At 69.8% G+C, this 16,100-nt stretch carries 12 protein-coding genes; 1 reads left to right on the top strand and 11 read right to left on the bottom strand.

From position 1 onward, the window contains the following. Window positions 1-50: 50 nt before the first annotated feature. Window positions 51-1,664: an O-antigen ligase family protein gene (locus tag ABJF88_06840; protein MEP0546629.1), complete on the top strand. Its 1,614-nt coding sequence runs from the start codon at window positions 51-53 to the stop codon at window positions 1,662-1,664. 68 nt (window positions 1,665-1,732) lie between these two features. Here ABJF88_06840 and ABJF88_06835 read toward each other — a convergent pair whose 3' ends face one another. From ABJF88_06835 to ABJF88_06785, 11 genes are all read right to left on the bottom strand, one after another. Beyond that, a complete protein-coding gene (locus ABJF88_06835) occupies window positions 1,733-2,284 on the bottom strand; it encodes a peroxidase-related enzyme (protein MEP0546628.1) in 552 nt (183 codons plus the stop codon). A gap of 12 nt (window positions 2,285-2,296) precedes the next feature. Beyond that, complete coding sequence (locus ABJF88_06830; protein MEP0546627.1) at window positions 2,297-3,994, bottom strand: NAD(P)-binding domain-containing protein; 1,698 nt, start codon at window positions 3,992-3,994, stop codon at window positions 2,297-2,299. A gap of 12 nt (window positions 3,995-4,006) precedes the next feature. Next, entirely contained in the window at window positions 4,007-5,005 is a 999-nt protein-coding gene (locus ABJF88_06825; GenBank protein ID MEP0546626.1) for a cyclic nucleotide-binding domain-containing protein, read from the bottom strand. Next, window positions 5,002-5,922, bottom strand: a complete 921-nt coding sequence (locus ABJF88_06820; GenBank protein MEP0546625.1) for a class II glutamine amidotransferase — start codon at window positions 5,920-5,922, stop codon at window positions 5,002-5,004. Before ABJF88_06820 ends, ABJF88_06825 begins: the two co-directional genes overlap by 4 nt. A 55-nt stretch (window positions 5,923-5,977) precedes the next feature. After that, a complete protein-coding gene (locus ABJF88_06815) occupies window positions 5,978-7,183 on the bottom strand; it encodes a pyridoxal phosphate-dependent aminotransferase (GenBank protein MEP0546624.1) in 1,206 nt (401 codons plus the stop codon). Further along, window positions 7,180-8,352, bottom strand: coding sequence for an NAD(P)/FAD-dependent oxidoreductase (locus ABJF88_06810; protein MEP0546623.1), 1,173 nt, complete (start codon window positions 8,350-8,352; stop codon window positions 7,180-7,182). The genes ABJF88_06815 and ABJF88_06810 overlap by 4 nt, the downstream gene beginning before the upstream one ends. A gap of 22 nt (window positions 8,353-8,374) precedes the next feature. Continuing rightward, window positions 8,375-9,895: an SUMF1/EgtB/PvdO family nonheme iron enzyme gene (locus ABJF88_06805; GenBank protein MEP0546622.1), complete on the bottom strand. Its 1,521-nt coding sequence runs from the start codon at window positions 9,893-9,895 to the stop codon at window positions 8,375-8,377. Between the two features lie 59 nt (window positions 9,896-9,954). Continuing rightward, window positions 9,955-10,983: a glutamate-cysteine ligase family protein gene (locus ABJF88_06800; GenBank protein MEP0546621.1), complete on the bottom strand. Its 1,029-nt coding sequence runs from the start codon at window positions 10,981-10,983 to the stop codon at window positions 9,955-9,957. A 355-nt stretch (window positions 10,984-11,338) separates the two neighbouring features. Further along, window positions 11,339-12,937, bottom strand: coding sequence for a family 16 glycosylhydrolase (locus tag ABJF88_06795; GenBank protein ID MEP0546620.1), 1,599 nt, complete (start codon window positions 12,935-12,937; stop codon window positions 11,339-11,341). 7 nt (window positions 12,938-12,944) lie between these two features. Beyond that, window positions 12,945-15,527, bottom strand: coding sequence for a glycoside hydrolase family 3 N-terminal domain-containing protein (locus ABJF88_06790; GenBank protein MEP0546619.1), 2,583 nt, complete (start codon window positions 15,525-15,527; stop codon window positions 12,945-12,947). Window positions 15,528-15,637: 110 nt separating this feature from the next. After that, window positions 15,638-16,100: T9SS type A sorting domain-containing protein (locus ABJF88_06785; GenBank protein ID MEP0546618.1), on the bottom strand; the 463-nt coding region annotated here is incomplete at its 5' end.

Raw genomic sequence — 16,100 nt, 5'->3', positions numbered from 1 at the left:
CGGTCGAGGCGGACCGTTCTACGTTTCTACTCTCGCTGCTACCTTCTGCCGTGCCGTCTCCCCTCTCTGCCCCCCGCCCGACCTCGCCTCCCACCCGTGGGGAGCGGGCGGCCCTCCGCGTTCTGCAACTCGGCGCGCTCGCGTCCGTCTTGCTCGTCGTGCCCTATGAACCGTTTGAACTCGATCGGTTCTTCGTACCGAAGGAGTTCGTCCTCCACGTCACGGCTGCGCTCGCCGGGCTGTTGACGCTCGGTGCCGCTCGGCGGTGGCGCTTCGCTCGGGTCGACGTGCTGCTGGCCGCCTTCCTCGTCGCCAGTGCGGCCTCCACGGTGTTCGCCGCGAACGGGTGGCTCGCCACGCGCGCGCTTGCCGTCAGCGCGTCGGGCGTCACCGTCTTCTGGGCGGCGCGGGGGGTGGGCGCCGCCGGGCTGGGCCGACCGCTCCTCCACGCCCTTGCGCTAGCAGTCGTCTTGGCCGCCGTCACCGCACTCGTCCAGGCCTACGGATTCCGGCCGGCCCTATTCTCGGTGGAGCGTGCGCCCGGCGGCACGCTGGGCAACCGCAACTTCGTCGGCCACTTCGCTGCTCTCGGGCTCCCGCTTCTCCTCCTCGCCGCCGCCGGCGCCCGGCGTCCGAAGCCGTTCCTCGTTGCCCTGCTCGGCGTGGCCCTCACCGCCGGGGCCCTCGTGCTAACACGCTCGCGGGCGGCGTGGCTGGGGCTGGTCGTCGTTCTCGCCGTCGTCCTCGTCGGCGTGGCGATCCTCGCCGTGCGGCACCGACGGAGGCGCTTCGCGCTGCGCTTCGTCCTTGCCCTCCTCGTAGGGACCGCCGGCGTGGGCGCCGCACTGACTCTCCCCAACGCCCTCCGCTGGACGAGCGACGCGCCATACCTCGAGACAGCCGCTGGAGTCGCCAATTACCGCGAGGGGAGCGGGCGCGGGCGGCTCCTCCAGTACGGGACCTCGCTCCGCATGGCCCTCGCCGATCCGGTGCTCGGCGTCGGACCGGGGAACTGGCCGGTGGTCTACCCGGCGTTCGCCGAGCCAGGGAACCCCGCCATGGACCGGAGCGAGGCCGGGCGGACGGCGAACCCGTGGCCGAGCAGCGACATCGTCGCGCTGCTGGCCGAGCGCGGGCTCGTCGGCTTCCTCCTCTTCGCTCTCGCCGCCGGGGGCCTCGTCCTCGTCGCTTGGCGCGGGCTATGGAGGGCGCCGGACGTGGAAGCCGGAACGCGGGCCCTCGCCCTCTGTGCCCTCCTCGCCGCAACGGCTACAGTGGGCGCCTTCGACGCCGTCCTCCTGCTGGCGTGGCCCACGCTCCTCGTCGCCGCCGCGGTCGGCGCGCTGTCGCCGGGGGGAGCGCCCGAGGTCCGCGTGCCGGGTTGGGCCCGCGCCACTGCCCTCCTCGTGCTGACGCTTGGCGCGGGCGCAGCTGCCGTGCAAAGCGCCAGGCAAACGGTCGCTATGGCGCTCTACACGGCCGACGAAACCCGCGCCGGCCTCGAGCGAGCAGCCCGCCTCGACCCCGGCAACTACCGCGTCCAGCTCCGCCTCGCCCAGCGTTCGCGGAACGACCGGGAGGCACGGTGCCACTACGCGCAGGCCGCACGCGACCTGTTCCCGCACGCGGCCGAGGCAGCCCGGCTCACCCGAGGTTGCGAGTGATGCCACCGCTACCCTCCCGACCACAATCGGAAGCATTCAGCGTCTCACCTGCGGCATTCCAAACCGAATCAGGCGGTCCCACTCACAGAGCCTACGTATCCGTGCGCTCCCAGCCGCGCCCCGATGGCTTCGTAGGCGCTCGGCTCTTGCGGGGCCCACGTGGCGAGCCCGTCGACGTAGCGGTTGAACATGCAGAACGCAGCGGCGATGAGCACCGTGTCGTGGATCGCTCGGTCGTCGGCACCGGCTGCGCGCGCACGGGCAACGTCCGCATCCTCCACGTGGCGCCCGCCCTGCTGCACCTTCGCGGCGATCGCAAGCAGGGCCTGGGCCCGCTCCGAAATAGGCGCCGAGAAGATGTCGTCGAGCACCGAGTCTACGACGCCCTGCTGCTCCCCGAACAGGTAGCGCGACGTGGCGGCGTGCGAGTTGCAGCAGAACGTGCAGTCGTTGAGCCGAGAGACGAAGGCCGCGATCAGCTCGCGCTCGGCTTCCAGCAGCGACGACTCGCCGCGGAGCAGGGTTTGGGCGAGCGCGTTGAGCGCCTGCGCCGTCTCGGGGTAGCGCATCATAGGTCCCAGGATGCCGGGGACGCCTTCAGGAACGGTGATGTGAGCCATGATCTCTCGGGTCTAGGGTGAGGGTTCGTTTCGTGAAAGTGGCGGAGGCGACGGCACGTTGACCGACACCTCCACTCCATTGAGCCGCTCGCTCTGAGAGCTCGGGCCGTGCGCGAACGCGTCGGCGAAGTACGCGGCCAGCGGCTGCTCGTGGGCCGAGCGGTGGTAGTCCTCGATGCCTTCGCCCGAGTGGGAGAGCACGCCCCCCCGTTCCCGCGTCGAGGAGAAGACCCCGAACAGGTCTTCCAACAGGTGGTGTTCCGAGACCAACTCGCCGAAGGCGAAGCGGCGGACGATGGGGTGGAGAAACACGCTGCGGTGCGCCGCGTCGGGCACGGGGTGACGGGCGATGGCCATCACATCCCCGTTCCATTTCCCCCACTCGAAGGTCAGGCTGTAAACGTGCGCCTCATCCTTGAACTCCCCTTCCAGCAGTCCCTGGAAGGGGAGCTCTTCGTACCACTCGACCTGCTCGTCCCGCACGACGAAGACGTCGCAGAGATAGCCGAACTGGGCCCACAGTGCCGAGGTACGGCTGGCCCGCTCGACCACGGTCTGCATGAGCAGTTCCGGATCGACCGGCAGCGTCTCACGTGGTACGGGGATGTCTTCGTACCGGCTCATGAGGTGGCGGAACAGCGTGCGCACGTTGTAGCGGAAGCCGTCGATGAAGGCCGAGGAGGAGCGCTTGAAGTCCCGCCCCTGCATCAGCGCGCCAGCGAAGAAGAGCCCCGGAACGTTCACGGACTCCCAGTACGGCGTGATCGCGGGCAGCCGCTCGTCGAGCAGCGTCGCGGGCCGGCAGGCCTCGTCGTAGAAGTCGGTGTTGAGGCAGAAGCCGGTGCACCGGACCACCCGGTCGTAGACCAGTTCGTCGACCTCGCCCTCAGCATGCGTGTAGGCCACGGTGACGACGAAGGTGCCGTCCGATTGCTTCGCGATGCCGAGCACGGAGCAGTCGAGGAGGCTGTTAAGCGTCTTGAGGTGGTAGGCGTCGATGAGCTTCGCGTACTCGGCCCGGACGTGTCCGGGGTGGCGCGAGTTGTACGCGAGCACGAGCGAGCGCGGGCTCGCGACATGGACGATGGCGGCCGATTCGAGGGCTACGTCGGCGATCTCCAGGGAGGAATTCCCCTTCCCTACGATCAGCACGCGCTGCCCCGCGAAGGCGTCGGCATGGAGCGGGACGTCCTCGTAATCGTCGGTGTCTTCGAGCCCCGGCACGTCGGGGCGGTAGGCGCTACTGAGGCCCGTCGCGACGACCAGCACCCGCGTGCGGTAGCAGCCCCCCTCGCTGTCACGGAGCTCGAACATCCCGTCCTCTGCTCGGCGCACGCCCTCGACGCTAGTGCCGAACTGGATGTTGAGCTGGTACGCCTCGGCGAAGCCTTCCAGGTACGCCACGAGTTCGTCGGCGTGGGGATAAAAGCGCTGGCTGTAGTTGCGGAAGAGGAAGCCGTAATCGTCCGTCAACAGGGAGTTCCAGTCCCACCGGAGCAGGATTTCGGGGTCGTCGAAGATGGAGTGGACCTTGTTGAAGGAGATGAGCTTCCGGCTGCGCGGCAGCTTGCGGAAGAACGACGCCACGGCCTCGTTCCGCTCGAGGATCACGTAGCGGCAGCCCTGCTGCTGCAAGAAGTACCCCATCTGCAACCCGCCCGGGCCCGCCCCCAGAATCAGATAGTCGTAGTCACGGGTCGTGTCAGTCATAGCGTAGTCCAGCTATTTAAAGAAATGGAAGCGGCCGCCGCGGTGCGCCGTGAGCCACGTCCGGCGCCGGTTGAGATTGCGGAGCGCCACCACCATCTGCTGCGTAGCCGCGTCCGAGAGCTTGAAGGCGATCGTGGAGGTCTCGTCGAAGAGCCTCCGAAAGGGCTCCACCTCCAGTCGAAGCAGGTGGCAGTCTTCGCGGGCCGTCGCCCGCACGTCGCGCGGCTCCGACGAGAAGAGCGCCTGCTCGCCGACCATCCGGCCCGGCCCCCACAGCGCGATCTTCTCGTGCCCGCCGCCCCGGAAGCGCGTGGCTTCCACGGCCCCGCGCGTCACGACGTAGCAGGCGTCGGGCGCATCGCCCGTCTCGAAGATCACGCAGCCGCGCGGCACTTCCAGCCAGTCCATCTCGCCGAGCAGGTCCGCCATCTCGTCCCGAGCGAACGCGCCGAAGATGGGCAGGCAGAGGAGGTGGTCCAGGTCCGGGTCCTGGCGGTGGCGGCGGGAGGACGAGACCGGTGGCGAGCGATCGGCGTCGTTCAGAGCGGGCGCGTCCGCCGCTCCGTAGAGGTCGAGCGTCGTGGCGCGGATGCGCGAGCTGATCAGCTCGGCGAGACGCCGGACGACCTTGCACGAGCTGGGGCGGAACGCGGCACGCAGCACGTCGAACGCCGCCGCGTCGATGCGGTAGCCGCTCAGCGCCTCGGTGGCTGCGGCCGACGCCGAACGCACGTCGGCATCGACGAGCCCCATCTCGCCCACGACGGCCCCCGCCCCCACCCTGACCAACTCGACCTCCTCTTCGCCGGCCATCCGCACGGTGATGCGGACGGTACCCTCCTCGATGCCGTACATCGCGTCAGCCACATCGCCCTGGTGGAAGAGGTAGCCCCCCGCGCTCCGTTCGAACGGCACGGCCGTCAGCGCAAGCTCCTCGATCTCGCGATCGGAGAGGTCGCTGAACAAATCGAGCGTTCGGAGAAACGCGGTGGCGTTGGTGGTGCTCGTCATAGGTCGAGGTCTCGGGCGGTGAGGGCGAGCCGGCCGTCGGTGCGGGTCGCGGTGAGCAGGGTGTACTCGGGCACCTCGATCCACGAGGAGGCGTCGCGGGTGAGCGGCTCGGAGGCGATGAGGATGGAGTCGGCCTCGTCCATGCTCCCGCCCATGCGCCACTCGTCCTCGTAGCGCCCGTAGGCCTGCCCGGCCGTGAACCAGAGCGAGTGGTAGACGAGCTGCCGCTCGTTGATCTGGCCGTCGTAGCACCCGAAGTCGTAGCTGAAGCGCGTGGCGACGAGCGTCGTGCCGTTGGAGGCGAAGAGGTTCACGCCCGAGGCGACGTCAATCCCGTGCTCGTCGCGGACGGCGCGGACGATGCGGAGCGTCTCGACCACGGCGGAGGCCAGTTCGTCGGGGCCTGCCTCTGCGGCGCTCCCCTCGAAGCGGGACAGGAGCAGGGCGTAGAGCCACTCGCTGTCGGTCGTCCCCTCGATCCGTGCGGCCACCTCCTCGCGGATGTGGGGCAGCAGGTGGTACTTCATCTCGGCGAAACGCGCCAGTCCGCCGTTGTGCGCCATCGCCAGACCTGCGCCCTCGTACTGGAATGGGTGCAGGTTGGCGCGGCCGACTTGGGGCGCGGACCCGCCGTAGTAGTCCTCCCCACGGACGTGCGCGATCATGCACTCGCTGCGGATCTTGCCGCTCATCTGGATCAGATTGCTGTCGTACATCGGCAGCAGGGTATCTTTGTAGAGGAACGGTACCTCGGGGCGCGGCGAGGCCGAATCCCAGGCAGCGAAGCCCGAGCCGGCGAGGTTCATGAAGGAGAGCATGCTCGGGTCGTAGGCCTGCCGGACGAGCGAACTGTCCGAGCGGTAGAGGAGCACGTCGAGCAGGAGCGGGGACCCGAGGTAGGCGACGACGCGGCACATGACGGTGGATGTCGGGGATGAACGTGAAGCGATCTGTGGGCGGGAACGTGTCCCCTCACCCACCTCCGCCGAGTCGAGCGAGCGCGTGCTCGATGCGGTCGAGCCCCTCGTCGATGATGGCATTCGAGGTCGGGAACGCGATGCGGATGTGGCCCTCCGCGCCGGGGCCGAACCACCGGGCAGCGCCCGGCACCACGCCCACGCGGCCTTCGGTGAGGAGGTAGTCGGTCAGCTCCATGCTGCTCAGGCCGAAGGCGCTCACGTCTGGGAAGAGGAGGTACGTCCCCTGTGGAGCACGGCACGTCACGCCTTCGATGGCGTTGAGCCGGGCGGCGGCGCGGTCGCGCACGCCGAGGAGGTGATCGAGGAACGCATCGACCCAGTACCAGCCGTGTTCGTAGGCTGCCTGCGCCCCGATCTGCGACACCGTCGCCGCACCGAACATGGTCGAGCGCGCGTGCGAGGCCTCGGTCACGGCTTCGAAGACGTCGGCGTCGGGGGCGACGAGGAACCCGATGCGGAGGCCGGCCAGCCCGAACGACTTCGAGTATCCGAAGACGGTGAGCACGCGGGCGGCGATCTCCGGCCCGAGCGACGCGATGCTAACGTGCTCGTGCGGCGGGAAGACGATGTCGGACCAGATCTCGTCGGACATGATCCACAGATCGTGCTCGATGGCCAGTTCTCCGAGCGCCTGCAGCTCCTCCCGCGTGGCGACGAGCCCGAAGGGGTTGTGCGGGTTGCACAGCCCGACCATCCGCGTGCGCGGCGTGATCCGCGCCCGCACGTCCTCCACGTCGAACGCCCCGCGTGCCGGGTCGATGGGGCTCCGCACGGCGATCCCGCCCGCCGCCTCGACCGACTGCTGAAACAGGAAGTCGACGGGATCGAAGATGATCGCCTCGTCGCCCGGCTCCAGCGCGAAGCGGGCGATGACGTGCATCGCCGCCGCGGCCGAGTCGGTAGCGAGGACGCGGTCGGGGTGCGCGTCGATCCCGCGCCGCTCGAGGGCGAAGCGGGCGGCGGCGTGGCGGAAGCTCGGGAGACCTTCCGCCGGGCCATACGACAGCACACCGCCGCCGACGTATTCGCGGATGGCTTCCCGAATCTCATGCGCGACGGGGAAGTCGGGGTCCGCTGCCGTCAGTACGATCACGTCGGGCGGAAGCTCGGCCCACCGCATGTTGTGCGCCCGCTCGCGCAGCAGGTCCATGCGGACCGCATCGTCGGTGAAGAGAGTAGGCGTAGCGACAGGGCTCATAGCGTGGCTCGGCTCGAAGGTTCACGGAGGGAGAACGGCGGGGGCGCACCGACCCGATCGGCGGATCGGGTAAACGCATCGACCCGCGCCCGCCCTTCGCGGTGGAGGGCGTCCACCTCCGGCAAGCGCCGTCGGTCGTAGCGGGTTAAGGCGCGTTGGAGCGCTGCCGGCTCCGCCGAGAATCCGCCGTTCCCGAGGAGCGCGTCGGCGAGCAGGACAGCGTCGCAGACCGCCGCGTTCGCCCCCTGCCCCAGCAGCGTCGGCAGCGGGTGCGCCGCATCGCCGACGAGCACGGTGTCCCCGCCGTACAGGCGCGGCAGCGTCGCCATCCCGACGACTTCCGAGAGGTAGGAGCGGCTGAAATCGGTCCGGCGAATGAGATCCGGCAGCGGCTCCGGCCAGCCCCGGAGGAGACGGCGCGCGAAGCGCTCTTTGGCGTCCGCCTCGTCCTCCGGCATCGGGTGGGCGCGCCGGTCGAACTGGACGTACCAGACGACCTCGCCCTCCCCCACCGACGCGAGCCCGACGGCGAGGCCGCCGCGCTCGTCCCTGAACTTGAGGAGTCGGTCGCGCAGCGCCTCGGCCACGTTGGGGGCGTGAAGGCCGTTGATCAACTCGGTGACGGGCGTCTCTTCGACTCGGTGGGCCGGGAACAGCGCCTCCCGCACCCGCGACCGCTTGCCGTCGGCCCCGACATAGGCCGCTGCCGTGACGGTCTCGCCGGATGTTTCTCCCGGGTCCGTCACGAGCCGCGCCGCGCGATGCTCCCCCTCGTCGAATCCGGCGAACGCGATGCCCTGCCGCACGATGCCGTCGGGGAGCGCCGCGAACAGCAGCGGAAGCAGCGCGCGGCGGAGAATGCACACGTGCTCGGGCAGCACCTTCTCAGCGAGCGGAGCGCCGGACGCCGACCGCTCTTCGGACCGCCACGCAGTAGCGCCCGCCTGCCGCACGGCGTCGGCACAACCCAGTCGCTCCAGCGCCGCGAGCCCGTCAGGCATGAGGATGAATCCCATCCCGCCGCCGCCGATGTCGAGGGACCGCTCGTACACCCGGCACCCGACGCCCGCGCGCGTCAGCGCGAGCGCCAGGCTGAGCCCGGCCACGCCGCCGCCGAGAATGGCGACGGGCGTCTCGTGCGAGGCGGTTCGGTTGGGAGTCGAGGGCATGGCCGGGCCGTTGGGCGCGGGGTCAGGGATGGAGGGATCGGGCGAGGCGGAATCCGACATTCGCGATACGCGGCCCGGGGTGGTCGTTCAGCCGGGTCGCCGCGCGCGGGACGTGGGACGCGTCCGCCCACGAGCCTCCACGGAGTACGTGCGATGTTCGGCGAGGCCGATCGCACCACGCCTGCCCGTCGTCGGGCGCTCCCGCGTAGCCGGCGTGGAAGTCGTCCTCGACCCATTCCCATGCGTTGCCGAGCATGTCGTGGAAGCCCCACGCGTTCGGCTCCTTCTGCCCGACGGGGTGCAGTTCCGCCCCGCTGTTGCCCCGATACCAGCAAATCGACTCGATGTCGCCGTAGCGTGGAGCCGACGTGCCGGCGCGGCAGGCGTACTCCCACTCGGCCTCGGTCGGGAGCCGGCCGCCGGCCCACGCGGCGTACCGGCGCGCCTCCTCCCACTCTACGCCCACGACCGGCTGATCGGGGTGCGAGAAAGCGGGGTCGCCCCAGTGCGGCGGCGGTTCCGTGTCGGGGTGAGCGGCGAGGTAGAGGCCGTACGCGTGGTTCATCACGGGAAGCGGCGCGAGCAGGAAGTCGGGTACGGTGACCGTGTGCACCGGCCCCTCGTCGCTCCACCGCCCCGCCTCGTCGTCTGGCGAGCCCATTGGGAACGAGCCGCCGCGAACCCGGATCAGGGAGAGCGCTTCGCGACCGTTGCCGTATGCGTTTCTGAGGTCCTCCACGCCTCGCCGCAGCCCGTCCACCGTCGAGGCTAGATCGCGACGCTCATCAGCCCAGAGCGCACACGCCTCCACCCACTCGGACACGGGGCCGGGCAGCGTCCCGTCGCGGTCGACCCGCTCGCAGAGGGCGCGGACGACGAGCGGGGTACGCGCCAGAAAAGCACCGGCGGGGGTCGCGCAAGCCTCCGTCAACCGCACCGCTACCGCATCGGCATCGCCGCCGTCCGACGCTGCGGAGCACCGCTCGATGAGGCGCGCCCGTTCTGTCCCGTCCAACGCGCACAGCCGCACCTCTAAAAAACGATCGTCCAGCCACGCCGACGACAGGGCCGACGGCCGCGACGCCACAACGAACCGCGCCTCGGGCCGCTCCACCATCACCGCTTCGAGCGTGCGCACGGCCTCGACCCGCGCGGCCTCCGGTTTGATCCGGTCGAACCCGTCGAGCAGGATGTACCCATTCGCCGGGAGCTGCGCACGCGTCCCCGCGCCGGAGTCCGTGGCGAGCACCGTTGCCACCTCGCCGTGCCAGACGGGACGCCCGGCGACAGCGCCGCCGTCTCGCACTACCGCCCCACAGAGCGCCTGCAAAAAAGCCGTCTTCCCCGCCCCCGCTCCGCCGACAACGAACAGACACCGGCGGCCCTGCCGCTCGAGTTCGGCCAGCGCGTCTGGCAGGGCGAGTTCGAGACCGGCCGGCGTGCGCCGCACCCGCTCGTCGTCCACGCCCGGCATGACGAAGTGCTGCTCGCCGCTGCCAAAGACGTGGAGCCGTCCGCGCAGCGGGACGTACGTGGCTGCCATACGCTCGAACGCCTCCGCAGCAGCGGCTGCCGTCGACTCGTTCGATGTCGCCGAAATTGTCATGACGCTGCGGGATCGAGGTAGTGGGCGGCGAGGTGGCGGAGCGCGGCGTCGTACCCCTGCTCCCGTGCGCGCTTCTGGAGGACCGACGCCGCCGAGCCGTAGAGGAGACGTTCGTAGAGCGGGTCGAAGTAAACCTGCTCGCCCTCGTCGAGAAACGCCCGCAGCCGGTCGAGCGTCCGCTTGCACGCGGCCGGGCGCGTCACCCCGCGCCGCCGCGCCTCGGCGAAGCGTATTTCCAACCCGTCGCGCGAGTACAGCCGGTCCGACGCCGTCGCCTCGCCGGCGATGGCTTTCGAGAGGGCGACGAGCGCCATGAAGTCCCGCAGCGTGGGCTGCTTGTCGATGCAGCGGATCTCGGCGGCCACGCCGCGCTGAGGCATCGGCCGCGCGTAGCGGTAAAACATGTTCGGGTGGTGGAGGACCGGCTGCCGCTCCAACAACAGGTTGTAGTGGCGGAGCGAGGCGATCGGCGGGGGCAGTCCGACCAGTTCGGGGTAGCGGCTCGCGCAGGCGTCGTAGAGCGCCATCCGGTTGCTCGCCACGCCGGTGGGGCGCCCTCCCAGAAACGGGCTCGCCACCGAGATCGCCATGTAGAGCGGGAGGTAGTGGGTTACGGCTTCGAACACGCGGAACGCCTGGGCCTCGTCGGCGGCGCCCACGTTCACTTGGTCGGCGACGATGGCGCGCGCGTGCGTCCAGAAGTGCTCGCCGAACACGTCGAGGAGCAGGCGGTAGCGGGGCGCCTCGGTGATCGTGAAGGGCGCCGTGTCGTAGAGCGCGAGCGGCAGCAGGCAGGCCCCCTCCGCTTTCAGGAGCGCTCCGACTTCGTGCACGAGGTCCGTCAGGAACCGCTCCATCTCTCCGAGCGACCACGTCGGCGGGGCGACGAGTTCCACTTGCTCTCGGGCGATCTCCGGCTTGATGGCCTCGCCGAACAGCGGGTGGCGAGCCAGCACGCCCATCCCATCCCACGGCTTCAGCGTCCGCTCGTTCACGACGAAGAACTCGAGCTCGGGGCCGAGCAAAGCCCCGCGATACGCTCCTCGGACTTGCACCTCATCGCACACGGGCTTCCCTGCCGCTTCGTCAGCAGCTGCGGCGGGAGGGGTGGTCCACGGCGGCATCATGAGTCGTCCACGGAGCAGAGAGAGCGAGACGAGCCGGAGACGGCAGTGCCACCCGGCAGTATCCCCGCACAAACACCCAACGGTTCAGCGCCTCCGTGCCATCGCACCGGCGCCTAACCCGTACGGAGGACCTCATGATAGGATAAAAACAGATGCAACAAAAGGATAGGCCAAAGGATGCGCCAGATCTCCCGCCGCTTTCAAGCCTGCCCTGCATGTGTGATGGAGGGTCGCCCTCCGCCCCGACCCGGCGTTATCGCACGACTGAGAAGCGCGTCGTGGTCACCGCCGTCTCCGTTTGCACGCGGGCGAGGTAGACGCCCGGCGCTAAGCCCTCCGTGGACACATCGAGGCGGACCATCCCCGCCGCTTGAATATCCGCTGCGACCTCGGCCACGCGACGGCCCAACAGGTCGAACACCTCCACACGGACATCGGAGGGCGCCGCGAGCTCGAAGGCGACCGTGGCCGCGTCTCGCGTCGGGTTCGGGAAGACGACCGGCGCGGTGGCGAAGGGCTCGGGTTGCGCTTCGGCCGCCGTCGTCACGGCGGCGAAGGCGAACTCGTCGAACGAGAGCGCGTAGCCCGGCCCCGTCGGTCCGACGATGGCGACGACGATCTCCAACAGCTTCGTGTAGTCGAACCCGTCATTGGCGCCGGGGAAGACCGAGTTGTCGTCGGTGAACGCCGAGAGCGGGATCGATACGTCGACGTAGCCCGACGGGCCGGTGACTTCGTAAGTCGCCTGGTACTCGTCCTCGGTCGCGCCGTCGTAGGCGTTGTTGCCGTTCACGTCCTCGTGGAGGTTGATCTCGAGTGTGAGCGGGAGGTTGCTCGCCTGGATGGACGGGCGAAGCTGGAACGTGAGCGCGGTCGCCTCGCTGGCGTCCATCACCCCGGCATCGCCCGCGAAGACGACCCCGGCGAACGACCCCGCCCCGGCCGGATTGATGCCGACGTTGACCGCCCGGTCGGGCACGCCGTTCGCGTCCTCGATCGGGCCGACGCCAATGCCGCCGCCCGTCTCGCTGAAGACGAAGACGTCGCTCACGTCGCCGTCGTCGAACGTGTCGAAGACGAGGCCGCGGTCGCGGCGGTAGACGCGGACCCAGTCGTACTGCGCCTCGGCGGGGGCGGCGTCGGGGTCGAGCGGGCCGGCCCACGGGAGGTTGGTGATCCAGATGTTCATCATGAGCTGCTGCGGGAGATTCGGGACCTGCGCCGGGTCTTGGCTCTCCAGCACCTGCTCGCCGTCGACGAACCAGCGGATGATGCCGGGCTCCCACTCGAAGGCGTAGACGTGGAACTCCTCCGCGGCGTCGTACGGCAGCGGCGCGTCTTCGGGGAACGGCGGCACCTCGTAGGGCTCGTTGTTCGGGTCGCCCGCGCGGCCCCCGTTGTAGAAGATGTTCGCCTGCATCGCGTTCGTGTCGCGCCCCTTGAACTCGATGTCGATCTCCTGCCACGGCTGGTAGCGGAAGGTGAAGAGCGACGAGATGATGCCCGACCCCGTGGCCGCTTTCATCCGGGCCTCGAAGCGGCCGTACGTGAAGAAGCCCGTCTGGTTGTCGGTGCGCAGCTCGGCCCCGCTGTAGAGCCGGTTGCCAGCCGGCTCGTCGGTGAGGCGGAGCTTCAGCAGCCCGTCCTCGACGACGACGTTTTCCGCGACGAACTGCGCCTCGTTGCCGTCGAACGTGTGCGTGCCGACGTCCCAGCGCGCGTCGAACGCGGCATCGCGGGCGGCGAAGTCCTCTTCCCACACGAGGATCCACTCGTCGGACGGCGGGTCTTGAGCGTGCGCGCCGGAGGCCGCGACGAAGAGCAGAGCGAGGGCGAGAGGGAGGACGCGCATGGGAGGATTACCGTGAGGAGAGAACGAGCGGAGTATCGCCGTCGAGCGCGAAGTCGGCCGTCTGATCGGCGACGCGGACCGTGAAGCGGCCGGGCTCGACGAGCCGCCGGCCGGTTTCGTCCACGAACGAGAGGGCGCGGGCGTCGAGCGCGAACGAGAGCGTGCGGCGCTCGCCGGGTTCGAGGTAGACCTTCGCGAAGCGGACGAGCCGCTCCATCGGTGGGGCGACGCTCGCGACGAGGTCCGCGAGGTAGACCAGCACGACCTCGTGCCCCGCCACCGGCCCGGTGTTCTCGACCGTCACCGTCACGGCTACGCCCTCGCCGAGCCCGTCTAGCGACGCCTGTGGCGGGACCCCGAGGGCGGACGTAGCGAAGGCCGTGTAGCTCAACCCGTCGCCGAAACGCGCGAGCGGGCGGAAGCCGTCGAAGCCGTAGCTCGTGTCCTGATCGTCGGAGAGCGTGCGGTCGTACGGGACGAGCATGTTCGGGCCCGACGGATACGTGAACGGGAGCCGCCCGCTCGGGTTCACGCGCCCGAAGAGGACCTCGGCCACGGCCTGCCCCCCTTCGTTGCCGGGGTTGTACGCCATCACGATCGCGTCGGCCGCCGCGGCGTGCTCGCCGAGCACGCGGGGTCGGCCCTCAACGAGGACAAGCACGACCGGCTTGCCCGTCGCGGCGACAGCGTCGAGCAGGTCGAGTTGGCCCTGCGGGAGTGTGAGGTCCGTGATGGAGCCCGGCACCTCGGCGTAGCTGCTCTCGCCGAGCACGACGACGGCCACGTCCGCCCGACGCGCCGCCGTCGCGGCGGCATCGAGGTCGAGCGCGGCGTCGAACGAGGTGCCCTCGACGTAGTCCACGTTCTCGGTGCCCGCAATCGCGCGGATGCCGTCGAGCACGGTGCGTCCCTCGGGGAAGAACAGCTCGGCGCGGCCGTCGCCCTGCCACGTGTACGTCCAGCCGTTGTTGAGCGCGCGCATCGACGCGGCGGCGGGGCCGGTCACGAGTACGCGGGCGTCCGGGGCGAGTGGGAGGATCGGCGCGCCGTCCACGTCGCCGTTGCGGAGGAGCGTGATGGACTCGCGCGCCGCCTGAAGCGCTGTGCGATGCGCCGCGTCGCTCCCGACGGCTTCGGGCACCGAGCCGTCCACGGCGGGCGCGTCGAGGAGACCGAGGCGAGCTTTCACGCGGAGGATGCGGCCGACGGCTTCGTCGATCCGCGCGAGGGGCACCTCGCCGTCGCGCGCGAGGCCGAGGAGATGGTCGTAGAACGAGAAGTCGTTGGGCACCATGCTCATGTCGACGCCGGCGAGGACGGCGATCTTCGTCGCCTCGCGCTCGCTCTCGGCGACGCGGTGGATGAGTTCGAGCTTTTTGATGTCCTCCCAATCGCTGACGGTGAAGCCCTCGAAGCCCAGTTCGTCGCGCAGAACTTCCGTGAGGAGCCGATGGCTCGCGTGGACCGGGACGCCGTTGATGTCGCCGGAGTTGATCATCACGGTGTGGACGCCCGCGTCGATCGCGGCCCGGTACGGCGGCAGGTACAGCTCCCACAGCTCGCGCTCGGTGATGAACGCGCTCGACCGGTCGCGGCCCGTCCGCGGTCCGCTGTAGCCTACGTAGTGCTTCGCCGTCGCGGCGACGCTCGTGCCCGCGTCGAGATTCGCGCCTTCGTACCCGCGCACCTGCGCGACGCCCATCACGCTCGCGAGGTGCGGGTCCTCGCCGAACGTCTCGTAGAACCGCGACCACGCGACGTGGCGGCCGATGTCGAGCACGGGCGCGAAGTCCCACGGGATCCCGCTCGCACGTACATCGCGAGCCGTCAGGGCAGCGGCCTCTTGCACGAGCGCGGGGTTGAAGGTGGCAGCCAGCCCGATGTTCTGGGGGAAAAGCGCCGCGTCGACGGTGTAGTTCGCGCCGTGCACGGCGTCGATGCCGTAGAGCACGGGGACGCCAAGGCGCGTCGCCCGCGAGAGGCTGTCGATGGCGCCGGTGATCGCCCGCCACTCGGCAACGGTGTACGTCTCGTCCACGACGTTGAGCACGCTGCCGACGTGGTAGTCCTCGACGGCGCGCCGCAGCTTCGCCCGGTCGATGAGGTACGGCCGCGCCGACTTGTCGGCGATCACTTCGAGCGTGATCTGCGTCATCTGCCCGACCTTCTCTTCGAGCGTCATCTGCGCCAGGAGCGCAGCGGCGCGGGCATCGGCGTCGTCCGGCACCGCGCTCGGCGTGCTCGCCGCGCGGAGGAACGCCTCGGAGTCGAGCAGGTCGGCGGCGACGGGTCCGCGCTCTACGTCTCGGAGCGAGCCGAGCCGCGACGCGTCCACCGCTACGCCCTGTGCCGCACCCGATCCCACGCCCGTCGGCACGTTCCCCGCGCCGACGGCACTCTGGATCTGCGCGGGTCCATCATCGGCGGCGAGCGCGACTCCGGTCGAATCAGCCGCGAGCAGCGAGTCCACGGCGGTCTGGTCCGCTCGGGCCTCGGGCCGCTCGGCGTTGGAGGCCCGCTCTAGTCGGACGCCGCACCCGGAGGCGAGACCCGTGATGAGGACGAAGAGAAGCAGGAGGCGGAAGCGCATGGTATCAGGCCGGGCTCAGTGGACGGAAGGCGTCGATGCAACGAACGACGAAGACGCCTCCCCCGTCGGAGGAGAAGCGTCTTCGCCTGCACGAGCATCGGAGGGAGAGACTACCGAGTCAACACCATCGACCGGGTGAGGCTCCCCGCGCCGTGGTTCAGGCGGTAGAAGTACGTGCCGCTCGCGAGGCCCGACGCGTCGAACGACAGCGCGTGGTCACCCGCCTCCAGCGTCTCCTCGGCGAGTGTAGCGACGCGCTGGCCCAGGACGTTGTAGACGTAGACGCCGACGTACTCCGCACTCGGTAGCGAGAAGTGGATCGTCGTGCTCGCGCCGAACGGGTTCGGGTAGTTCTGCGTCAGCTCCAGCATCCGGGGGAGGCCGCTGCCGTCTTCGCTCGCGACCGGCATGACGTCACCGAAGGCGACATCGTCCCAGTAGTAGATCCCCGGCCCGCTCGCCGTCGGGGGGAGGTTGCACTGGAAGTCGAAGAAGATCGACGCCTTGTTGTACGTGTTGTCGAAGTTGATCGGGTTCATGTTCGGCATCGGGTTGCCGAAGTCGAACACGAGC

It is taken from the genome of Rhodothermales bacterium (genome assembly GCA_039944855.1).
Taxonomy (GTDB): domain Bacteria; phylum Bacteroidota; class Rhodothermia; order Rhodothermales; family JANQRZ01; genus JBBSMX01.
Note: the sequence above shows the minus strand (reverse complement) of the source record. Positions and strands in the feature narration are given on the sequence as shown.